This window comes from Adonisia turfae CCMR0081 (genome assembly GCF_011009555.1).
GTDB classification, from domain to species: Bacteria; Cyanobacteriota; Cyanobacteriia; order Phormidesmidales; family Phormidesmidaceae; genus Leptothoe; species Leptothoe turfae.
Window position 1 is genome coordinate 2,893,370 of the sequence record NZ_QXHD01000004.1, and the last position, 17,396, is coordinate 2,910,765.

Below are 17,396 nucleotides of genomic sequence, written 5' to 3' on the forward strand. Positions count from 1 at the left end.
AGCCAACCGCGACTTACGCATCGAACGCACCGCCACAGGGGATGTCGTGATTATGCCGCCCGCCTTTTCAGATACGGGAAATCGTAACTTTAACCTAGCCGTTCGATTAGGCATATGGGCAGATCAGGATGGCACTGGCCTCGGTTTTGACTCCAGTTCAGGCTTCACCCTACCTAACGGAGCCACCCGCTCACCCGATGCCGCCTGGATCAACGCCGACCGTTGGAACACCTTAACCGACGAAGAAAAAGCTTCCTTCGCCCCGATTGCACCAGACTTTGTCATCGAGCTACGGTCAGCCAGCGATACCTTGAGTGGTCTACAAAGTAAGATGCAGGAATACATCGATAATGGTGTATCCCTGGGCTGGTTGATTGACCGCAAGCACCGTACCGTTCATATTTATCAACCTGGTCAAACTCCTCAAATACTTGAAAACCCTGATGCGGTCAGTGGCGAGCCAGAATTACCTGGATTTACGTTACCGATGGCTAAGGTCTGGTAAGGAGATATTGATGTTCCTATTCCTCACAGGCCAAATAGATCAGAATACCTAGCAAACGTTCTAGTGGTTCCAGGCAGTAGGCTTCTAAATCAATGGTCAAATCAGTCCCCTGAAGCTTGAGAAATTTCCAGAGTTCACCGTTAGTAACACAGCCATAGATTGTTTTTTCCGACTTTGGTAAGAAACGCATGGCTTCATGAACATTGATGCCAAACTCTTACTGTACTTTCTGTAAGCTAAATTTGCTATACGGCATCTGTAGTCAAGCTAACCAGACTATACCTTGATCATCGCTCAGGGTTAGAACTTGCCATCCAATGCCTCTACGCAACGTTCGCAGATGGTCTCATGCTCCGCCGACTCGCCCACATGGGTGGAATAATTCCAACAGCGATCGCACTTTTTCCCATCCGCATCCACAATGCCAATGCCAAAGGCATCCGACTCACTGCGATACTTAATGTCCTTCAGCCTATCAACACTGTCTAAGACCTCTACCTGGGACACCAAGAACAAATATCGAGCCTCATCCACATGGCTAGAATTGGGTGCGATCGCATCACTGGGATTCATCGCCGTTAACTGTTCTCTCAGTTGATCATCAGCAATGTAGATCAGCGCTTTCGCCTGCAACGACGAACCAATATCTTTTGCAGAACGCGCCTGTTCCAGCACCTTGTTCACCTCGTCCCGTAGTTCCCTCAGCTGGTTCCAGGTATCCGCCAGTTCAGGCTTTTTCCACTGCGGATCAATCTTTAACCAACCCGCTTCAAAAACAGATTTAGTGCCGGTCTCATAGGGCATAAACTGCCAGATATCCTCTGCCATGTGGCACAGCACAGGGGCAATGGACTTGGCTAAATTCTCCAGGGCAACTGCCAGTACCGTTTGACAGCTACGTCTTCGGAGAGATGCCGCATCACTGATGTAGAGACGATCCTTAGCAATATCCAGATAGAAGTTGGAGAGATCCACCACACAGAAATTCTGCACCGTCTGGAAGAACTTAAAGAACTGATAGGTGTCAAAGGCAGTCTCCACCTCAGCAAAGATCTCGGTCATCCGATGTAGCATGTACTGATCTAAACTGGGCAGCTGGTCATAGGGAACAGCATCTTTGGCTGGGTCAAAATCATGCAAGTTGCCCAACAAGAATCGGGATGTGTTACGAATCTTGCGGTACACATCCGCCAGCTGCTTAAGGATGTTTTTACCGATGGGGACATCGGAGGAATAGTCCACTGAGGAGACCCATAGCCGTAGTACGTCAGCACCGTAAGGCGGATCCTGTTTCTTGTTCTTGCCACCCTCAATGATTTCATAGGGGTCCACCACGTTACCGATGGACTTACTCATCTTGCGGCCCTTTTCATCCAGGGCAAAGCCATGGGTAAGTACAGTTTTGTAGGGGGCACAGCCATGGGTAGCCACACTGGTGAGCAAGCTCGACTGGAACCAACCCCTATGCTGATCAGAGCCTTCCAGGTATAGGTCTACCGGATATTTCAAGGCATCTCGCTGATCGGCGACTGCTGCCCAGGAAGAGCCTGAGTCAAACCATACGTCCATGGTGTCGAAGCCTTTGCGATAGGTATGGCCGTTGTTGTGATAGCTCTCGGGCAGTAGTTCCTCAACGGGCATACTCCACCAAGCATCAGAACCATGCTCAGCGAAAATACCTCGGACATGGGCAATGGTTTCTTGATTCATCAATACTTCACCAGTCTCTTCATCGTAGAAGGCTGGGATGGGCACACCCCAGTTGCGCTGACGAGAGATGCACCAGTCAGAACGGTCGCCCACCATCGGTGTAATCCGGTTTTCGCCCTGGGCCGGAATCCACTGCACATCCGAGATGGCTTTCAGGGCTTCATCGCGGAACCCTTCCACAGAGGCAAACCACTGCTCAGTAGCCCGGAAAATGGTGGGTTTTTTAGTTCGCCAATCGTAGGGATACTTGTGGACGTAGGGTTCATGTTTCAGAAGCGTATTGGCTTCGGTCAGTGCCTTGATCAGTGCTTCGTTAGCCGTTTTTAGAACGTTCAAACCTTCAAAACTCCCGGCTTCAGTGGTGAAATTACCACGCTCATCCACTGGACAGAGGATGGGGAGACCGTATTTTTGACCGACGCCAAAGTCTTCCATCCCGTGACCGGGTGCAGTGTGCACCAGACCAGTACCGGATTCGGTGGTGATGTAGTCGCCGCCAATCACAATGGGGCTTTCACGATTGAAGCTGTCTTCTTTGCTGTGGAGCGGATGGTAATAGGTAGACCCTGCCAGGTCCGCACCGTTGATGTCGACCTTGGGGGTCAGGTCTGTTTCAAATACATTGGCCAGGGTTTCCACCAGGTCCTTACCGACGATGAGGTATTTGTAAGGGGCACCGGAGGCGACTTCTACCACGGTGTAAACCAGGTCTGAGTTGACCGCTACGGCCACATTGGCGGGAATTGTCCAGGGTGTCGTGGTCCAGATGGCGACACCCAGATTATCGAGATACGGGGAAAGTGCTTTTTCTGCGGTATCTGAGGCGCTCACCATGGGGAAGCCGACGTAGATACTGGGGGAGGTATGGCCTTCGGGATATTCCAGCTCAGCTTCTGCCAAGGCGGTTTGTGACGACGGACTCCAGTGAACAGACTTCAGCCCTCGGTAGATGTAGCCTTTGAGGACCATCTGACCAAATACGTCTAGCTGAGCGGCTTCATACTCAGGCTGCAGAGTCATGTAGGGCTTTTCCCAGTTGCCCCATACGCCAAAGCGACGGAATCCCTTGGCTTGTTTCTCGACGGTGTCCAGGGCAAATTCCTTGGCTTTTTGGCGTAGCTCCAGCGGTGTCAGATTGGCTCGCTTTTTGCGGTCGATGGTTTGCAGTACTTTTAGCTCAATGGGTAGACCGTGGCAGTCCCAGCCGGGGACATAGCGAACTTTGCGATCGCGCAGCAGCTGATACTTATTGATGATGTCCTTCAGCACCTTATTTAAGGCATGGCCCATGTGGAGACTGCCATTGGCATAGGGCGGTCCATCATGCAGTACAAAGACATCCCCAGAATTTTCCTGGGAAAGCGTTTCATAAATCTTGCTGTCATCCCAAAATGCCTGCAGCTCTGGCTCACGCTTAACAGCGTTGGCCCGCATACTAAAGTCGGTCTTGGGCAGTAGGACGGTGTCCTTATAGCTCTTAGCGTCGGCGCTTTTGGGGTCAGTCACGATGTAAGGAAAAAACTAAGGGGATTTACTACGCTCCAGTCATTCTGCCTTAGAACTTCCTATAGCTTCAATAGTTTTAGTTTTTTTACGTTGAGCAGCCACTGGAAATCCTAGATACAAAGCCTGCTGGGGCCTGACCTATGAATACATATTGTCCAAGTTCAGAACCGTAGTGTTTCTTGACAAGAAGCTACAAGTTCTAACTTGGACGTAGTTTAGTGGTTACCACCACATGTGACACGGTGTCTTAGCTGGTTGATGTCAATCTGTCTAGTACAGCGGAGCTACCCTGCCTTTAAAGATAGTCTCTCAACAGCACTGCTCAAATCATGTTGAGTTCAATCAATGACTTAAGCACATTTTTGGGCTTAATTGGTTTACTCACAAATTCCGAGGCCCCAACCATCTTGGCCCGCATGCGTTCAGCCAGACTATTTTCACTCCCTACCATCACAATGGGAGTATCCTTAAAGCCTGATATCCGACGAATTTGAGCACACAGTTCGTAACCATTTACCACGGGCATCGTCAGCTGCAAAAAAATTACTTTTGGCTTGAGCTTAACTAGCTGTTTCAATACCTCAAGCGGATCGGAAATGTTGCTATAGCGAAAGCCCGCCGCTTCAACAATGGTTGCCATTGTTTGACTGTTGGCCAGACTGTCATCCACATAAACAATTCTGGCGTCCTTAGGGATAATTGCCTGCGCTATTTTAAAGACAACATCCTCTTGATGCGCGATTACCGAACGAGGAATCTTATCTTCCACAGACTTAAGCCGCAGTGACTGATTGTGAATGTGAGGCAAAATCGACATCACAAATGGCTGTAGCGGCTGGTTAGCCTTCAATGCTATATCTCGCAATGTTTGCTGACGATTGGCCAACGCACTCAATAATTTGAAGAGTCGCGGTGATGCTAGATCTTCTAGAGAGGCTAAGTCTTGTATCACTAGAGCATCGTTAGGACCTATGGCGGTGAGACCGGCTTCTTCCCACTGGTGCCACCTGTGCTTTGCCTGGGCCCATATACCGATGGTTTGCAAATTTATATAGGAGAAATCGCAGGCTTTTTGAGATTTGATGCGATATTTTAATCCTTTCCCAGTTTGTTGAAAGCTTAAAGTTCCCTGCTGCTGAAGATCAAACAACGCTTCTGAGATACACCCGGACACGATATGTGAAAATACCTGCCGATTGAATTTCTTACAGATAACTAGCCTAGCTAACCGACTATAGGTCCAATCAGCGGGATAGGCACTCAGGCCATTTTTGAGCAACTCAGGACGATGTTGCAGTAACTGGCGACACCAGCGACGCTTTGCATGGGTACGCGTATTTGCCCAGACTAACTGCCCCGCCAAAAAATATAAGCGCCATTGATGGATCATGTCACTTTCAATCGCTAGGATGCCAGTCAAATGCTTTTGTTTAACGAACTGGATCTTCTTATCCAGTTCGGAAACAATTACATTTGGGATAGCGACTTCAGCTCTCATGACTTTTACTGTCTATACTCGGGCTTGTTTAATCGTTCTTGTAAACAATTTGACTATAATCCACAAGAACACAGTGAATGTTCGTATTTAAGCTCCTTTAAATAATAATTACGCTAATGTGCGTATTTTCCTCTGGTGGTTCATAAAGTTTTACGACTATTGTGTTGGGTATAAGCTTTGTAAAGCCAGACTGTTTGAGTCGTGGGGAACATTTTTAGATGGTTTGTGTCCGTGAGAGATTGGTATATTTTTTAGCTCTAGAAATGGTTCGATTTACGGGCATGCAGGGCTTAAGAAACGTCTATGCAAATCTCATATGAAGTTTAATATTAAAGAGACTTTATAACGTCTTCGCAAATATCTGGTACATCTCTACAGCTTGTTTAGGTGCAGGTTGTTGTTTAATGGAAATTGAAGAGATTTTAGTTGGAGAAAACTAGTCCCAAAAGTCATCATCAGGCCAGTTGCTGTCTTCAGTATCTGTGCCCCTAGGTTCTAGACTGGCTGAAGCTGCTGTGCCTGAAGAAGGGGAAGGTGAGGTGTCGAGAGTTTCTTCTTGAGGGTTTGGCTGGTCACCATCAGGAACACTAGCTGAAGTCTCTAATGTATCGGTCTCTAATGTATCGGATATATTGGTTATGTTAGCTATGTCGGTTGTTGCTGACAAGGTGTCTGCTTTAGGTATGGACGGTGGCCTGGGTGGCAGCTCAATCATGGGTTTGGGTTCTTTCTTTTTCGGCGTGACAACTTCTTTAAGCCAGCCTACGAAGATACCGACAGCAGCAATGGGATTTGGTATTTCTCGCTTTTTGGTTGTTTGAGAAATAGGTGGGTTCTCCGCCTTTGGAAGGGTTTCTTCCAGAGAGTCTTCTTTCTCGATGTGGGACTTTGGAATTGCAGCAGGGACAACTATTTTGGGCGCAAATTCATCTGCCGTCGGCTTGATCAAGATGGGACTGTTGGGATCGGCATCCTGATCGACTGCATCCTCCACGCCATCTTCTACAAACTCATAGTCTTTGGCAATGGGACGACTGGCGCTGCCATTAAGGCGACTGCGTTCAGATTTGCCTAATCGGATGGGGGTTTGCTGTGCGGTCGGTGTGGTTTCGCGACGGAGCAGTAGAGTTTGGTATCCCAGCCATATCAGTAGACCAACTGAAGCTGTTTGCCCTAGCAGTACTGCGCCGCTCATTTGCCTGGCGCAATACCACAGCACCACGGCATAAAACATGCCGACACCGCTCCAGAAAAAGTCTGATCGACGATGTACCTCTGGCAGAATAAAAGCTGCCAAATAAAACCCTAGACTACCTAATCCAACAATCACCGCCAATAGATTTGCCAGCATCCGCTTCGACTCCAGCGTGATGAACAGCCTTAATTATTAACGATTACGACCCCACAGGAGGGAGTTTTGAAGGTAGAGTTTTGAATTTTAAGTTTGGAATTAGGTCTTTGAAACCTCAGTAGCCTCGGAAATCAATTGAACCTGAACCTCAAAGCTAAGAACTCAAAACTCAAAATTACATACTGCGGTTGTAAGATATCTGACTGTACTTCCGTCTCAGAACCATCATGAGCAATCAGTCGAAAATTCCTGTCGTAGTTAATGGTGCCATGGGCCGGATGGGGTGTGAGATTGTCAAGGCTATTGCCGGTGCCGATGATATGCAATTGGTGGGTGCCGTGGATCGTAAGCTTGAGGCCGTTGGTCAGGATATTGGTGAGATCGCAGGCTGTGGTCCTCTGGAAATACCAGTGACGACGGATTTGGAAGCCACCCTGGTGATGGCCCAAAGTGCAGGCAATGCGGTGATGGTAGATGTGACTCACCCAGCCAAAATTTATGAGCAGGTGCGAGCAGCTATTGCCTATGGTGTGAGGCCTGTAGTCGGTACCACTGGTCTAACATCTGAACAAATTATTGAGCTGGCGGAGTTTGCAGAAAAGGCCAGCGTCGGCTGTTTGATTATTCCTAACTTTGCCATTGGGGTAATTTTGATGCAGCAGGCGGCTCTGAAAGCGGCTGAGTATTTTGACCATGTGGAAATCATTGAGCTGCATCACAATCGCAAGGCCGATGCCCCAAGCGGTACGGCGATTAAAACGGCTCAAATGCTTCAGGAAGTAAAACCGTCCTTTAACCCACCTCAAGTGGACGAAACTGAAACCCTTCAGGGTTCACGGGGTGGCACTACGGAGGAAGGCATTAACATCCACAGTGTGCGTCTGCCTGGATTGGTAGCTCACCAGGAGGTGATGTTTGGTGCCCCTGGCCAGGTGTATACCCTGCGTCACGATGCGATGGATCGGGTATGTTTTATGCCCGGTGTGTTGTTGAGTATTCGTAAGGTATTACCGTTGAAGTCGCTTTTGTACGGGTTGGATAAAATCCTGTAGGTTGGGTTGAACTTGTGAAACCCAACATCGCCGATGCATTCATGCGAAACCCAACATCGCCGATGCATTCATGCGCATAAATATGTATTTGAGATATCGGTAATGTTGGGTTTCGTGCCTCTACCCAACCTACGTGCTGGGGTGTCCTGTATGTAGCCCAATGGCTTCTTGTATGGAATTTAGGCCATGGTCGTCGAGCTTGGTCAATAGGCCCTGTAGGATATTTTTCACCATCCATGGACCTTCGTAGATCCAGCCAGTGTATACCTGCAATAAAGATGCGCCTGCGGTGATTTTTTCCCAGGCATCGTCAGCGGTGAAAATACCCCCTACGCCGACGATGGGAAGTTGTCCGTTGGTCTTTTGATAAATGTATCGAATGACATCAGTTGCCCGCTGACGGACGGGAACACCACTAATACCGCCAGCTTCATCAACAACCAGATTGCCAGTTTGGCCTAAACGCTTGGTCACCAGTTTGTCCTTGGCAATGGTGGTATTGGTGGCAATAATTCCTGCCAACTGGTGCTGCTGGGCCAGGTCTAAAATATCGTCGATGTCTTCCCAGGCTAGATCTGGAGCGATCTTGATTAGCAGAGGTTTTTGCTGAGTATTGGCGGTTTGTAGGGTGGCAAGAATGGGTTCGAGTTGGGATTTAGCTTGGAGCGATCGCAACCCAGGTGTATTGGGTGACGACACATTGACCACAAAATAATTGCCGTGCTCCTGCAATCTTTGAAAGCTTTGCAAATAGTCACCTGCCGCCTCTTCTAGGGGGGTCACCTTTGACTTGCCTAAATTAATGCCCCTGGGAAAGTCAGGTGTTAGGGGTAAGGCCTTAAGCCGTTCCGCGAGTACTGTCGAGCCCTGATTATTAAACCCCATGCGATTTAAAGCTGCCTGGTCCTGCGGCAAACGAAACAGACGAGGTTTAGGATTACCCGACTGGGCATGGCACGTAACCGTCCCTAACTCTGCAAAGCCAAACCCCATCAAAGGCCAACAAGCAGCTGCCAACCCATCTTTATCAAAACCAGCTGCTAACCCCAGGGGGTTAGCAAAAGATTGCTGCCATAGCTGCTGACTCAAGCGCAGCGAAGTAACCTGGCAACTATTTTCACACCAGGCCTGGGCAAAGCGTCGTAAAGGTTGAGTCCAGTAGGGGGCGGTGGTGGGTGGTTCAGCTATCCAAGCCAATGTCTTGATGGTCTGGTGATGTACCACTTCTGGATCGGCTTTCAAGTGCTGAAATAACGACGGAAGCAAGCTAGATTTATAGATGTCTTGCAGCACGAACAATATTTCTAAATGGCCCTGTGGATTATATCGTTGAATTTGAAAACTAGTTGCGTTGATTGATTTGGTTTAGGGTTAGCAGCTAGTTGAGTCGGTTGCTGATATAACTAGGTAGTTGTGATGAACGATAGTCATGATGTATGACTTTTTAACCATCGGCAATAAGTAGCGTTAGACCCCGTTACGATAGAGCCAACTAATGTCAACGATAGATTGATGCCACCCATATCCTGTTGCAATATAGCTATTCCGCTTGAGCCGCGATGGTGACTCATTTTCCTAAGCAATTTGATTAAATAGCATGTTTTAGAGAGCCAGGCTAGCTTAAATTAAGCTATATCCTCCATCGTTACTATTCAGGCAGTAGCCTGTTTCCCAAATCTGAGTTTTTATGGTTAGCCCCATACCCCCAGCGACATGTGAACAGCATTTGGCCACTTTGGGTCAGGTTCTCAAGAATGTATGGGATCAGGATACCGTTGATACCCAATTGACCGAGCTTGCTGACTATATGCAGCAGCTTTATCCCAATGAACTCACCTGGATTGGCCTCTATGATGCCGGTGACCAGAGTTTGACAACTCAAATGGCCGTTCTGGGTAGCGGTAAGAATTTTTTATGGCAAAAGATAAACCTTCAGACTGATGATGCCGTGCAGCAGGTGATAGAGCGAGGTGCTCCGGCGGCTGTTTATGATTTACAAGAATCCCATCGGGCTGGTGAGTGGAAAGCCATTGCTAAGCGCCTCGGCATTCATGACGCCATTATTTTTCCGATTCAGCGGCAGAATGAGTGTCTAGGCATTTTATTGTTGGGTGCCAGTCGACGGGGAGCGTCTCTAAAATCTGGTGTGCAGAAAAAGACGTTTTCTATTTTGGTCACCACCATTGCGACCATCTTGCACAGATATCAGAAAGACTATTATCAGCAGCTAGAAAAACGTCCCTCCCAGCCATTCTTTCAGCTGTTGGCTAAATTGGAGACGATTCAAGAGTTAGAGCCTAGACTACAGGCGATTGTGGATGCCACTCACCGATTTGTGGGGGCTAGTCGTACCCGTGGGTATTGGTTTGAGCCGCAACAACGCTTTTTCTGGCATCGGGTAGCTAATGGTGGCCACAATCGCCATGCCTATGCGACTCAAGAACCTGGAGTATCCCAGCTATCTGCCAGTGGCTATCAAGAGGTCTATCAGGCCCTATCTTGTGGTGATGTCATTGTTATTGGCGAAGACACCTTTTCTCATCCTGAGGCCGTCATTGAACCTCTGAAGCAGGCCTTTGGCAAGTCCTCTTTATTAGTGGCACCCATTTTAATGCAGGGAGACTTGCTGGGTTTTTTGGTGGTGGAGTCCACCCAACCCCGTCAGTGGAGTGTGCCAGAAAAACGCTATTTAACCGCAGCAGCTCAAGTGGTCAGCTTGGGGATGCCCACATCGGTCTTGCAGGAACGGGTGGCCGATCTAGAAGCTAACCATCAGCTGTCGGTAGGTATTGCCCAAAGTATCCATGGCGATCGCGATTGGCAGTCGGTCATGTCCCAATGCGCTGAGCAACTGATTGCCACCCTTGAAATTGATGGCTTACTGGTGCTTATACCCGATCTAGAATGTGGTGGTTTTGAGGTGGGTTATCAGCACCATGGCACCCAAAGCAAGCCCACTCAGGGAATGTGGCGCTCACTTCACGACGTTGATTGGCAGCTCCTAGCCCGAAAGTCTGCACCAGTCTGTATCGAAAATTTAGATAACGATCTGAAGCTGCGAGCGTGGCATCCTCAGTTCTTACAGATGGGGATGAAGTCGGCGATGGCCTGTAATCTTTCGCCCGGTCAGGCTCCAGAAGGGGTGCTGGTGGTGACCGATAGCCATGGCCGACGCTGGAATCAAACAGAGCAGGATCTGCTGCAGTCAGTTGGACGGCAAATTGGGTTAGTTTTGCATCAGTGGTCCTTGCAGCGACAGGCTCAGCAGCAATCCCAGATGAATGAAACCATGCAGTGGGGCTTGCGTAACCTACAGCGTACATTTGATGTGGAGCAACTTCAGCAGGCGGCCACCCATCACGTTAGCCAGCTTTTACGCTTGCCGCTGGTGGCCTTGATCGTTTGGGAAAATGGCCAAAAGGAAGCCCGGTTAGCTTCCACTGTGATCCGGGAGCAGCAGTTTGCAGCCAAGGATAATCCACCGATCTTGGTGGAGAGCGATGCTGTGATTAACTGGGCCATTCAAACCGATGGTGTGATTCAGCTTGAATTTGAAGATCTGCCTGATGTCACTCGCCAATGGTTGCGGTGTCCGGCCCATGCTCAGCTGTTGGTAGTGGCTCTCAGGACATCACCAGAGCATACGCTCAATGGGACGATGGTGCTGGCTGATCATGGTGATCGTCGCTTTTCTGACCAACAGATGAGTATGCTAGCGGTTTTGGTACATCAGTTGGCCTGGTGTCGGCGTCATTTATTGCTAACCAATCGTTTGCGCGAACAGAAAAGTCAGCTCACAGAGCTGAATTGGTATAAGCACCACCACATGGATGACATTCGGCGGCAGGTTCGAGAGTCGCGCCGTCAGCTGGCTAATTTGAAACAATTACCTGAGATCAGCGAACAACCTTATTTCCATGCGGTTGAAAGTCGATTGGCAGGCATGGAAAAGGAATTATTACGATTGACAGGCCGAGAACGGTGGGCAATGGCGTCCGATCCTCGCAAGGTGCCCTTGATTGGTTTACTCAACCGTCTAATGAAGCGGGTGCAAACTCAGGTGCAAAAGAAACAGCTTTGGACGCAGGTGCACTGCGATAGCAACCTGGCCCTTCAGGGTGAAATGCAGAAGATTGAGTTTATTTTGTATGAACTTATTTCAGCAGCTTGTCGACGTTCGCCAGCTAGAGGTCGGGTAGATGTTTGGAGCCGTCCCCTTGAACAGCATTGGATTGAGCTGTCAATTACGGATGATGGCGATGTCGATGAAGCTATCATCAAAGCGCTGAGCGAAGGAAATCATCAGCGGGATCATTTAGCAGAATCACCGTTGGATAGACCGCCGGGTTTAAATCTGGCGATTTGTCAGTCCCTGATGATCCGTTTGGGGGGTGAGTTCATCCTAGAAAAACTGGAAGACAATCGGATTCGCAGCTCCGTTATGTTCCCAATGCATAGGCTTCATACCATTGGTCAGGACTAGAGGGCTTTGAACGCAAAACCTCTAACCCTGACCCGCAATGATGCTTAAGTTTTAAAGAGAATTCTCAAGCATGGTTGGAAAAGTAGCCGTCACAGGGCTAGCAACTGTGTTGGCAATCTCGTCAACGCTCTCCACCTGAGACGCTTGTAACAAAGGGGTCTTGGTGACAGCGTCGTTAGCCAGGGTAAATAGAGGGTTAGATAGTACCCCCGCTAGGGAAGTGGCCACCACGGCTACCACCAAACTCAGCTGTAACGGACGCATGCCTGGCAAATCCCAGCGAACCGGTGGATAGTTCTTGATAGATTCGGACATTTCCTGGGGCTCCTTAACTACCATCATTTTCACTACGCGGATGTAGTAATAGATGGAGATCACACTGGTAATTAAACCAATGAGTACCAGGCTGTAAGCACCGGCCTGCCAGCCAGCCCAAAAGATATAAAGCTTACCAAAGAACCCTGCTAGCGGTGGAATACCGCCAAGGGAAAGCAGACACAGTGACAGGCATAAGGTAAGCAGGGGGTCCTTTTGGTAAAGCCCGGCATATTCACTAATTTGGTCTGTACCCGTACGGAGGGAAAAGAGAATGACGCAGGTAAATCCACCCAAGTTCATGAACAGATAGACCATCAGGTAGAAAATCATGCTGGCATAGCCTGCATCGGAACCGATGACCAAGCCAATCATCATAAAGCCTGCCTGGCCAATGGATGAGTAGGCTAGCATCCGCTTCATACTGGTCTGGGCTAAAGCCACCACATTGCCCAGCACCATACTCAGGATCGCCAGAGCAGTAAACACAAAGCGCCACTCGTCTTCCACTAGGGGGAATGTGCTGACTAAAAGGCGAATGGCTAGGGCAAAGCCAGCAGCCTTAGAACCAACGGATAGGAACGCTACCACAGGTGTAGGTGAGCCTTCATAAACGTCAGGGGTCCACTGATGAAAGGGCACAGCGGCTACCTTGAAGGCAATACCGGCAATGACAAATACCAGTGCAACGACTAGACCAATGGAGCTATTGCCAGTGCTGGACGCTAAGTTGGCTGCGATCGCACTCAACCGGGTCTCACCACCCGACAGACCATACAGCAGGGAAATGCCGTACAAAAAGATGGCTGAGCTCGCTGCCCCAATCAACAAATACTTCAGGGCGGCTTCGTTTGAGCGCGGATCCCGCTTCATGTAGCCCGTCAACAGGTATGACGAAATACTTAGGGTTTCAAGGGACACAAAAATAGTGACAAGCTCATCGGCACCCGCCAGAAACATGCCCCCCAGGGTTGCGGTCAGCAAAATCCCTAAAAACTCAGCTAAGGCTGTGCCTGACTTTTCCACATAGCGGATAGCCATAGGGACGGTCACAGCCGCTGACAGAACGATAATGCCTCGAAATACGATACTGAGAGCATCGCTGTTAAACTCTCCAAAAAAGGCGAGGGGATTGCCTGTGTCCCACTGTAGAGCTAATGCCCCAACGGCAGCCAAACAACCGCCGATAGAGACATAGGGGACCCAGCGCGATGACGCTCGGCCTACAATCAAATCACCTACCAAAATCACTACAATCGTCGCAATGATGATCAGTTCAGGCAGGATTTTACCTGTGTTTAATTGGGCAGCGAGGCTGACAACGTCCATTGGTGCTGTGGTTCGGTATTTCCATTTGGGATCTTACCCTAGTATTCTCGCTCATCTTGTAGTTTCCCAAAGGGAATTTTCTGAATCAGATTAAATTCTATGGATGTAAACCATAGAGGAACTTCGTTCAGATGACCTGCCTGGGGTCCCAATTTTTCTAAAGAAAACACTTTTTTCAATTTCTCTAGATTTCTTTTATGAATGGGGCCACAACCAGCCAAATTAATGCCTCGACGATAGCTATAGGCCAAATTTGGCCCTATGGGGTTAGTTTTACCCCCCTGGCAATGGTCATGAAATAAAAGCCTTTTCTTAATTCAGAGGTGGACGAAATTCGCCATTTCGATCTATCGATATATAAAGGCAACTGTACGAAAAGCTCTGCGAACATGCAGGTACGGCTTTTGTCACTAACCCTCGGCGCTTCCCTCTGATAAATTCTGAGCTAGATGCCATGGTTATGTATAGTTAGCCAATAAAAAACCGTCGTCATTGCCCACTTATCGGGCATTCTCTCTAGTGTTCAAGCGTTTCGCTAGACGCGGTTTGAGATTTGTTAGTGCCTTGGATATCAGGGTGTTGACAAATTTTCAATTAAACGTAGTTCGACCATTACTTTCAGTTCAGCTGTATGTCCACACTTGTCATTGTTGAGTCACCTACAAAGGCAAAAACAATTCGCAACTATTTGCCCAAAGGCTACCGTGTAGAAGCCTCCATGGGGCATGTGCGCGATCTGCCTAAATCGGCAAGTGAGATTCCCGCCAGCGTGAAGGGCGAGAAATGGGCACAGCTGGGTGTGAATGTAGAGGCGGATTTTGAACCTCTTTACTTGGTACCCAAGGATAAAAAGAAGGTTGTTAAGGCCCTGAAGGATGCCCTAAAGGAAGCCGATGAGCTAGTCCTGGCTACGGATGAAGACCGCGAAGGGGAAAGCATTAGCTGGCACCTATTACAGCTACTAAAACCTAAGGTGCCCACCAAGCGCATGGTGTTTCATGAGATCACCGAAGACGCGATTCAGGCTGCCCTCGAAAGCTGTCGTGATATTGATGATCAGCTAGTAAGGGCCCAGGAAACTCGACGAATCTTGGATCGTTTAGTGGGCTATACCCTATCTCCACTACTGTGGAAAAAAATTGCCTGGGGTCTGTCCGCTGGTCGAGTGCAGTCGGTGGCAGTAAAGCTACTGGTGGAACGGGAGCGCGATCGCAGAGCCTTTAAGCAAGGTTCCTATTGGGACCTCAAGGCCACACTCCAGAAGGCTGACAATCCATTTGAGGCCAAGCTCGTTAGCCTGGGTGGTACTCGTGTTGCTACGGGTAGTGATTTTGACGAAAACACCGGACAAATTGCTGCTGGACGCAATGTGGTGCTTTTGGATGAAACCCAAGCCCAGGAATTAAAACAGCGCTTGGAAGCCAGCATTTGGACCGTATCTAATCTAGAAGAGCGACCCTCTAGTCCCAAACCAGCTCCGCCATTTACCACCTCCACACTGCAGCAAGAATCCAACCGCAAACTGCGTCTGTCTGCCCGTGACACCATGCGTACGGCCCAATCTCTGTACGAAAAAGGGTTTATTACCTACATGCGTACTGACTCGGTAAATTTGTCACAGCAGGCAATTACAGCGGCTCGAACCTGTGTGGAGCAAAAGTACGGTAAAGAGTACCTCAGCCCTCAGCCCCGGCAATATGCCACCAAGAGCAAGGGAGCCCAGGAAGCCCACGAAGCAATCCGCCCCGCTGGTAGTACTTTCCGTACTCCCCAGGAAACCGGGCTAAAGGATCGTGAACTTAGCCTTTACGACTTAATTTGGAAGCGCACAGTGGCTTGCCAAATGGCCAATGCTCGCCAAACCCATATCACCGTCAGCGTAGAAGTGGATGATGCGGTGTTTAAGGCCACTGGCAAACGAATTGATTTTCCAGGCTTTTTCCGGGCCTATGTGGAGGGTTCGGATGATCCCAATGCCGCCCTTGAGGATCGTGAAGTGACCCTGCCGCCCCTGAAGGTGGGAGATACCCCAAGCTGCACCGAGCTAGAGCCCATTGGCCATGAGACGAAGCCTCCGGCCCGTTATACCGAGGCCACATTGGTTAAGACCCTAGAGAAAGAGGGTATTGGGCGTCCCAGTACCTATGCTTCAGTCATCGGTACCATCATTGACCGAGGTTATGTGCATCCGCTGAATAATAGCTTGATGCCTACGTTTACGGCGTTTGCGGTGACCGAGCTCCTGGATCAACATTTTCCAGATCTGGTGGACGTTAAATTTACGGCCCGCATGGAACGCACCCTGGATGAAATTTCCATGGGTGAAGCGGATTGGCTACCGTACCTCAAGGACTTTTATTCTGGAGATACGGGTCTAGCGGGGCAGGTACAGACCAGAGAAAGTCAGATTGACCCCGCTGAGGCCCGCACCGTTGACTTAGCTGATCTCAGTGCCAAGGTTCGCATCGGCAAGTATGGCCCCTACATTGAGGCCATCAGTGAAGAAGAGGGCGATGAAACCGTACGGGCTTCTATTCCTTTGGATGTGAGTCCAGCGGATCTCAACGACGAGCAGGTACAGGTACTCCTCAAGCAAAAAACAGAAGGTCCGGAAAAGCTAGGTTTGCACCCTGAAACGGGTGAACCCATTTATGCTCTGATTGGCCCCTACGGTCCCTATGTGCGGCTGGGAGATAAGACAGAAGAGAATCCAAAGCCTAAACAGGTGTCACTGCCCAAGGGGGTAACGCGTGAGTCTGTGGATCTAGAAACGGCTGTAGGACTGCTATCTCTGCCGCGTTTGTTGGGGATGCACCCAGAGACTGGTGCCAAGGTCAAAGCCAGCTTGGGTCGCTTTGGCCCCTATGTGGTTCACGATCAAGGTAAGGAAGGAAAGGACTATCGCTCTTTGAAAGGAGACGATAACGTTCTGACCGTGACCCTGGAGCGAGCCCTGGAACTTTTGGCACAGCCTAAGCGAGGGCGAGGGCGTAAAGCTGCTAAACCGTTGCGGGAATTGGGTAAGCACCCTGAGTCGGAAGAACCCATCAACATTTACGATGGCCCCTACGGTCCCTATATCAAGTACGAAAAGGTCAATGCTTCATTGCCGGAAGGTAAGAAGGTTGAGGACGTTACCTTGGAAGAAGCCTTAGAGATTATTGTGGCGAAGGCAGCTACTAAGAAAAAAACAACCCGTCGTAAAACGACGACCAAAAAGTCCACCACTAAAAAGACGACGGCTAAGAAGACTACAACTAAGAAGGCGACAACTAAAAAATCCACCACCAAAAAGGCCAGTACGGCCAGCGGGACTACGGCTGCGGCTAAGAAGTCCACGACGGCTAAGAGTAAGTCGACAACCCGTAAAAAGAAGAGCACCGATAGCGACGCCGAATAAACGCCCCTAGATTTTTTGGGCCAACCCACCCGTGCCGTTTTTGTAAACCAATGGTAGATTAGCAAGCGTTGTTTGTTTCTTGCTGGTCCATGGTCCTCAAGCAACGGCCTCCTTTGTTGGTCACAGTTAGTACGGCGGTTTTACTGATACTGGGTGGGGCAGCGGCCTATCTGCGGCTTGGTCAGCGGCTCTCTACGGGTGTCAAGCTACCAACGGGGATGGAAGTTGTGCCCGGTAATGCCCTGGC

At 49.3% G+C, this 17,396-nt stretch carries 10 protein-coding genes; 4 read left to right on the top strand and 6 right to left on the bottom strand.

The genetic code is table 11. The features are described from left to right. A partial coding sequence (locus tag DXZ20_RS16745) for a Uma2 family endonuclease (RefSeq protein ID WP_250565795.1) occupies positions 1-505 on the top strand: 505 nt, incomplete at its 5' end. A 16-nt stretch (positions 506-521) separates the two neighbouring features. Here the strand turns inward: DXZ20_RS16745 and DXZ20_RS16750 are convergent. From DXZ20_RS16750 to DXZ20_RS16765, 4 genes are all read right to left on the bottom strand, one after another. Beyond that, positions 522-695, bottom strand: coding sequence for a hypothetical protein (locus tag DXZ20_RS16750; RefSeq protein WP_163699363.1), 174 nt, complete (start codon positions 693-695; stop codon positions 522-524). A gap of 110 nt (positions 696-805) precedes the next feature. Then, positions 806-3,649 (bottom strand): isoleucine--tRNA ligase, encoded by a 2,844-nt coding sequence (ileS, locus tag DXZ20_RS16755; protein ID WP_250566129.1) that lies wholly within the window; start codon positions 3,647-3,649, stop codon positions 806-808. A 394-nt stretch (positions 3,650-4,043) separates the two neighbouring features. Then, positions 4,044-5,219 (bottom strand): response regulator, encoded by a 1,176-nt coding sequence (locus tag DXZ20_RS16760; protein WP_163671424.1) that lies wholly within the window; start codon positions 5,217-5,219, stop codon positions 4,044-4,046. Between the two features lie 436 nt (positions 5,220-5,655). After that, on the bottom strand, positions 5,656-6,570 hold the full coding sequence (locus DXZ20_RS16765) for a Ycf66 family protein (RefSeq protein WP_163671423.1): 915 nt from the start codon (positions 6,568-6,570) through the stop codon (positions 5,656-5,658). Positions 6,571-6,797: 227 nt separating this feature from the next. Here DXZ20_RS16765 and dapB point away from each other — a divergent pair, with 227 nt between their 5' ends. Next, the gene (gene dapB / locus DXZ20_RS16770; protein ID WP_163699368.1) at positions 6,798-7,622 is read left to right on the top strand and encodes a 4-hydroxy-tetrahydrodipicolinate reductase; all 825 of its coding nucleotides are present in this window, start codon (positions 6,798-6,800) and stop codon (positions 7,620-7,622) included. Positions 7,623-7,751: 129 nt separating this feature from the next. Here dapB and DXZ20_RS16775 read toward each other — a convergent pair whose 3' ends face one another. Further along, complete coding sequence (locus tag DXZ20_RS16775; RefSeq protein WP_163671421.1) at positions 7,752-8,915, bottom strand: quinone-dependent dihydroorotate dehydrogenase; 1,164 nt, start codon at positions 8,913-8,915, stop codon at positions 7,752-7,754. Between the two features lie 394 nt (positions 8,916-9,309). Between DXZ20_RS16775 and DXZ20_RS16780 the strand changes: the two genes are divergently transcribed. Beyond that, on the top strand, positions 9,310-12,105 hold the full coding sequence (locus tag DXZ20_RS16780; protein ID WP_163671420.1) for a GAF domain-containing protein: 2,796 nt from the start codon (positions 9,310-9,312) through the stop codon (positions 12,103-12,105). Between the two features lie 51 nt (positions 12,106-12,156). Here the strand turns inward: DXZ20_RS16780 and DXZ20_RS16785 are convergent, their stop codons facing one another. Continuing rightward, a complete protein-coding gene (locus DXZ20_RS16785; protein ID WP_163699369.1) occupies positions 12,157-13,749 on the bottom strand; it encodes an NAD(P)H-quinone oxidoreductase subunit N in 1,593 nt (530 codons plus the stop codon). Positions 13,750-14,380: 631 nt separating this feature from the next. On the opposite strand from DXZ20_RS16785, the gene topA reads away from it, so the two are divergent. Continuing rightward, a complete protein-coding gene (gene topA, locus DXZ20_RS16790) occupies positions 14,381-17,149 on the top strand; it encodes a type I DNA topoisomerase (protein WP_163699371.1) in 2,769 nt (922 codons plus the stop codon). The last annotated feature ends 247 nt before the right edge of the window (positions 17,150-17,396 follow it).

Excerpts from the sequence above, each read along its gene's own strand:
- DXZ20_RS16750 (WP_163699363.1), bottom strand. The coding sequence starts at position 695 with ATGCGTTTCTTACCAAAGTCGGAAAAAACAATCTATGGCTGTGTTACT.
- ileS (WP_250566129.1), bottom strand. The coding sequence starts at position 3,649 with ATGCGGGCCAACGCTGTTAAGCGTGAGCCAGAGCTGCAGGCATTTTGG.
- DXZ20_RS16760 (WP_163671424.1), bottom strand. The coding sequence starts at position 5,219 with ATGAGAGCTGAAGTCGCTATCCCAAATGTAATTGTTTCCGAACTGGAT.
- DXZ20_RS16765 (WP_163671423.1), bottom strand. The coding sequence starts at position 6,570 with ATGCTGGCAAATCTATTGGCGGTGATTGTTGGATTAGGTAGTCTAGGG.
- dapB (WP_163699368.1), top strand. The coding sequence starts at position 6,798 with ATGAGCAATCAGTCGAAAATTCCTGTCGTAGTTAATGGTGCCATGGGC.
- DXZ20_RS16780 (WP_163671420.1), top strand. The coding sequence starts at position 9,310 with ATGGTTAGCCCCATACCCCCAGCGACATGTGAACAGCATTTGGCCACT.
- DXZ20_RS16785 (WP_163699369.1), bottom strand. The coding sequence starts at position 13,749 with ATGGACGTTGTCAGCCTCGCTGCCCAATTAAACACAGGTAAAATCCTG.
- topA (WP_163699371.1), top strand. The coding sequence starts at position 14,381 with ATGTCCACACTTGTCATTGTTGAGTCACCTACAAAGGCAAAAACAATT.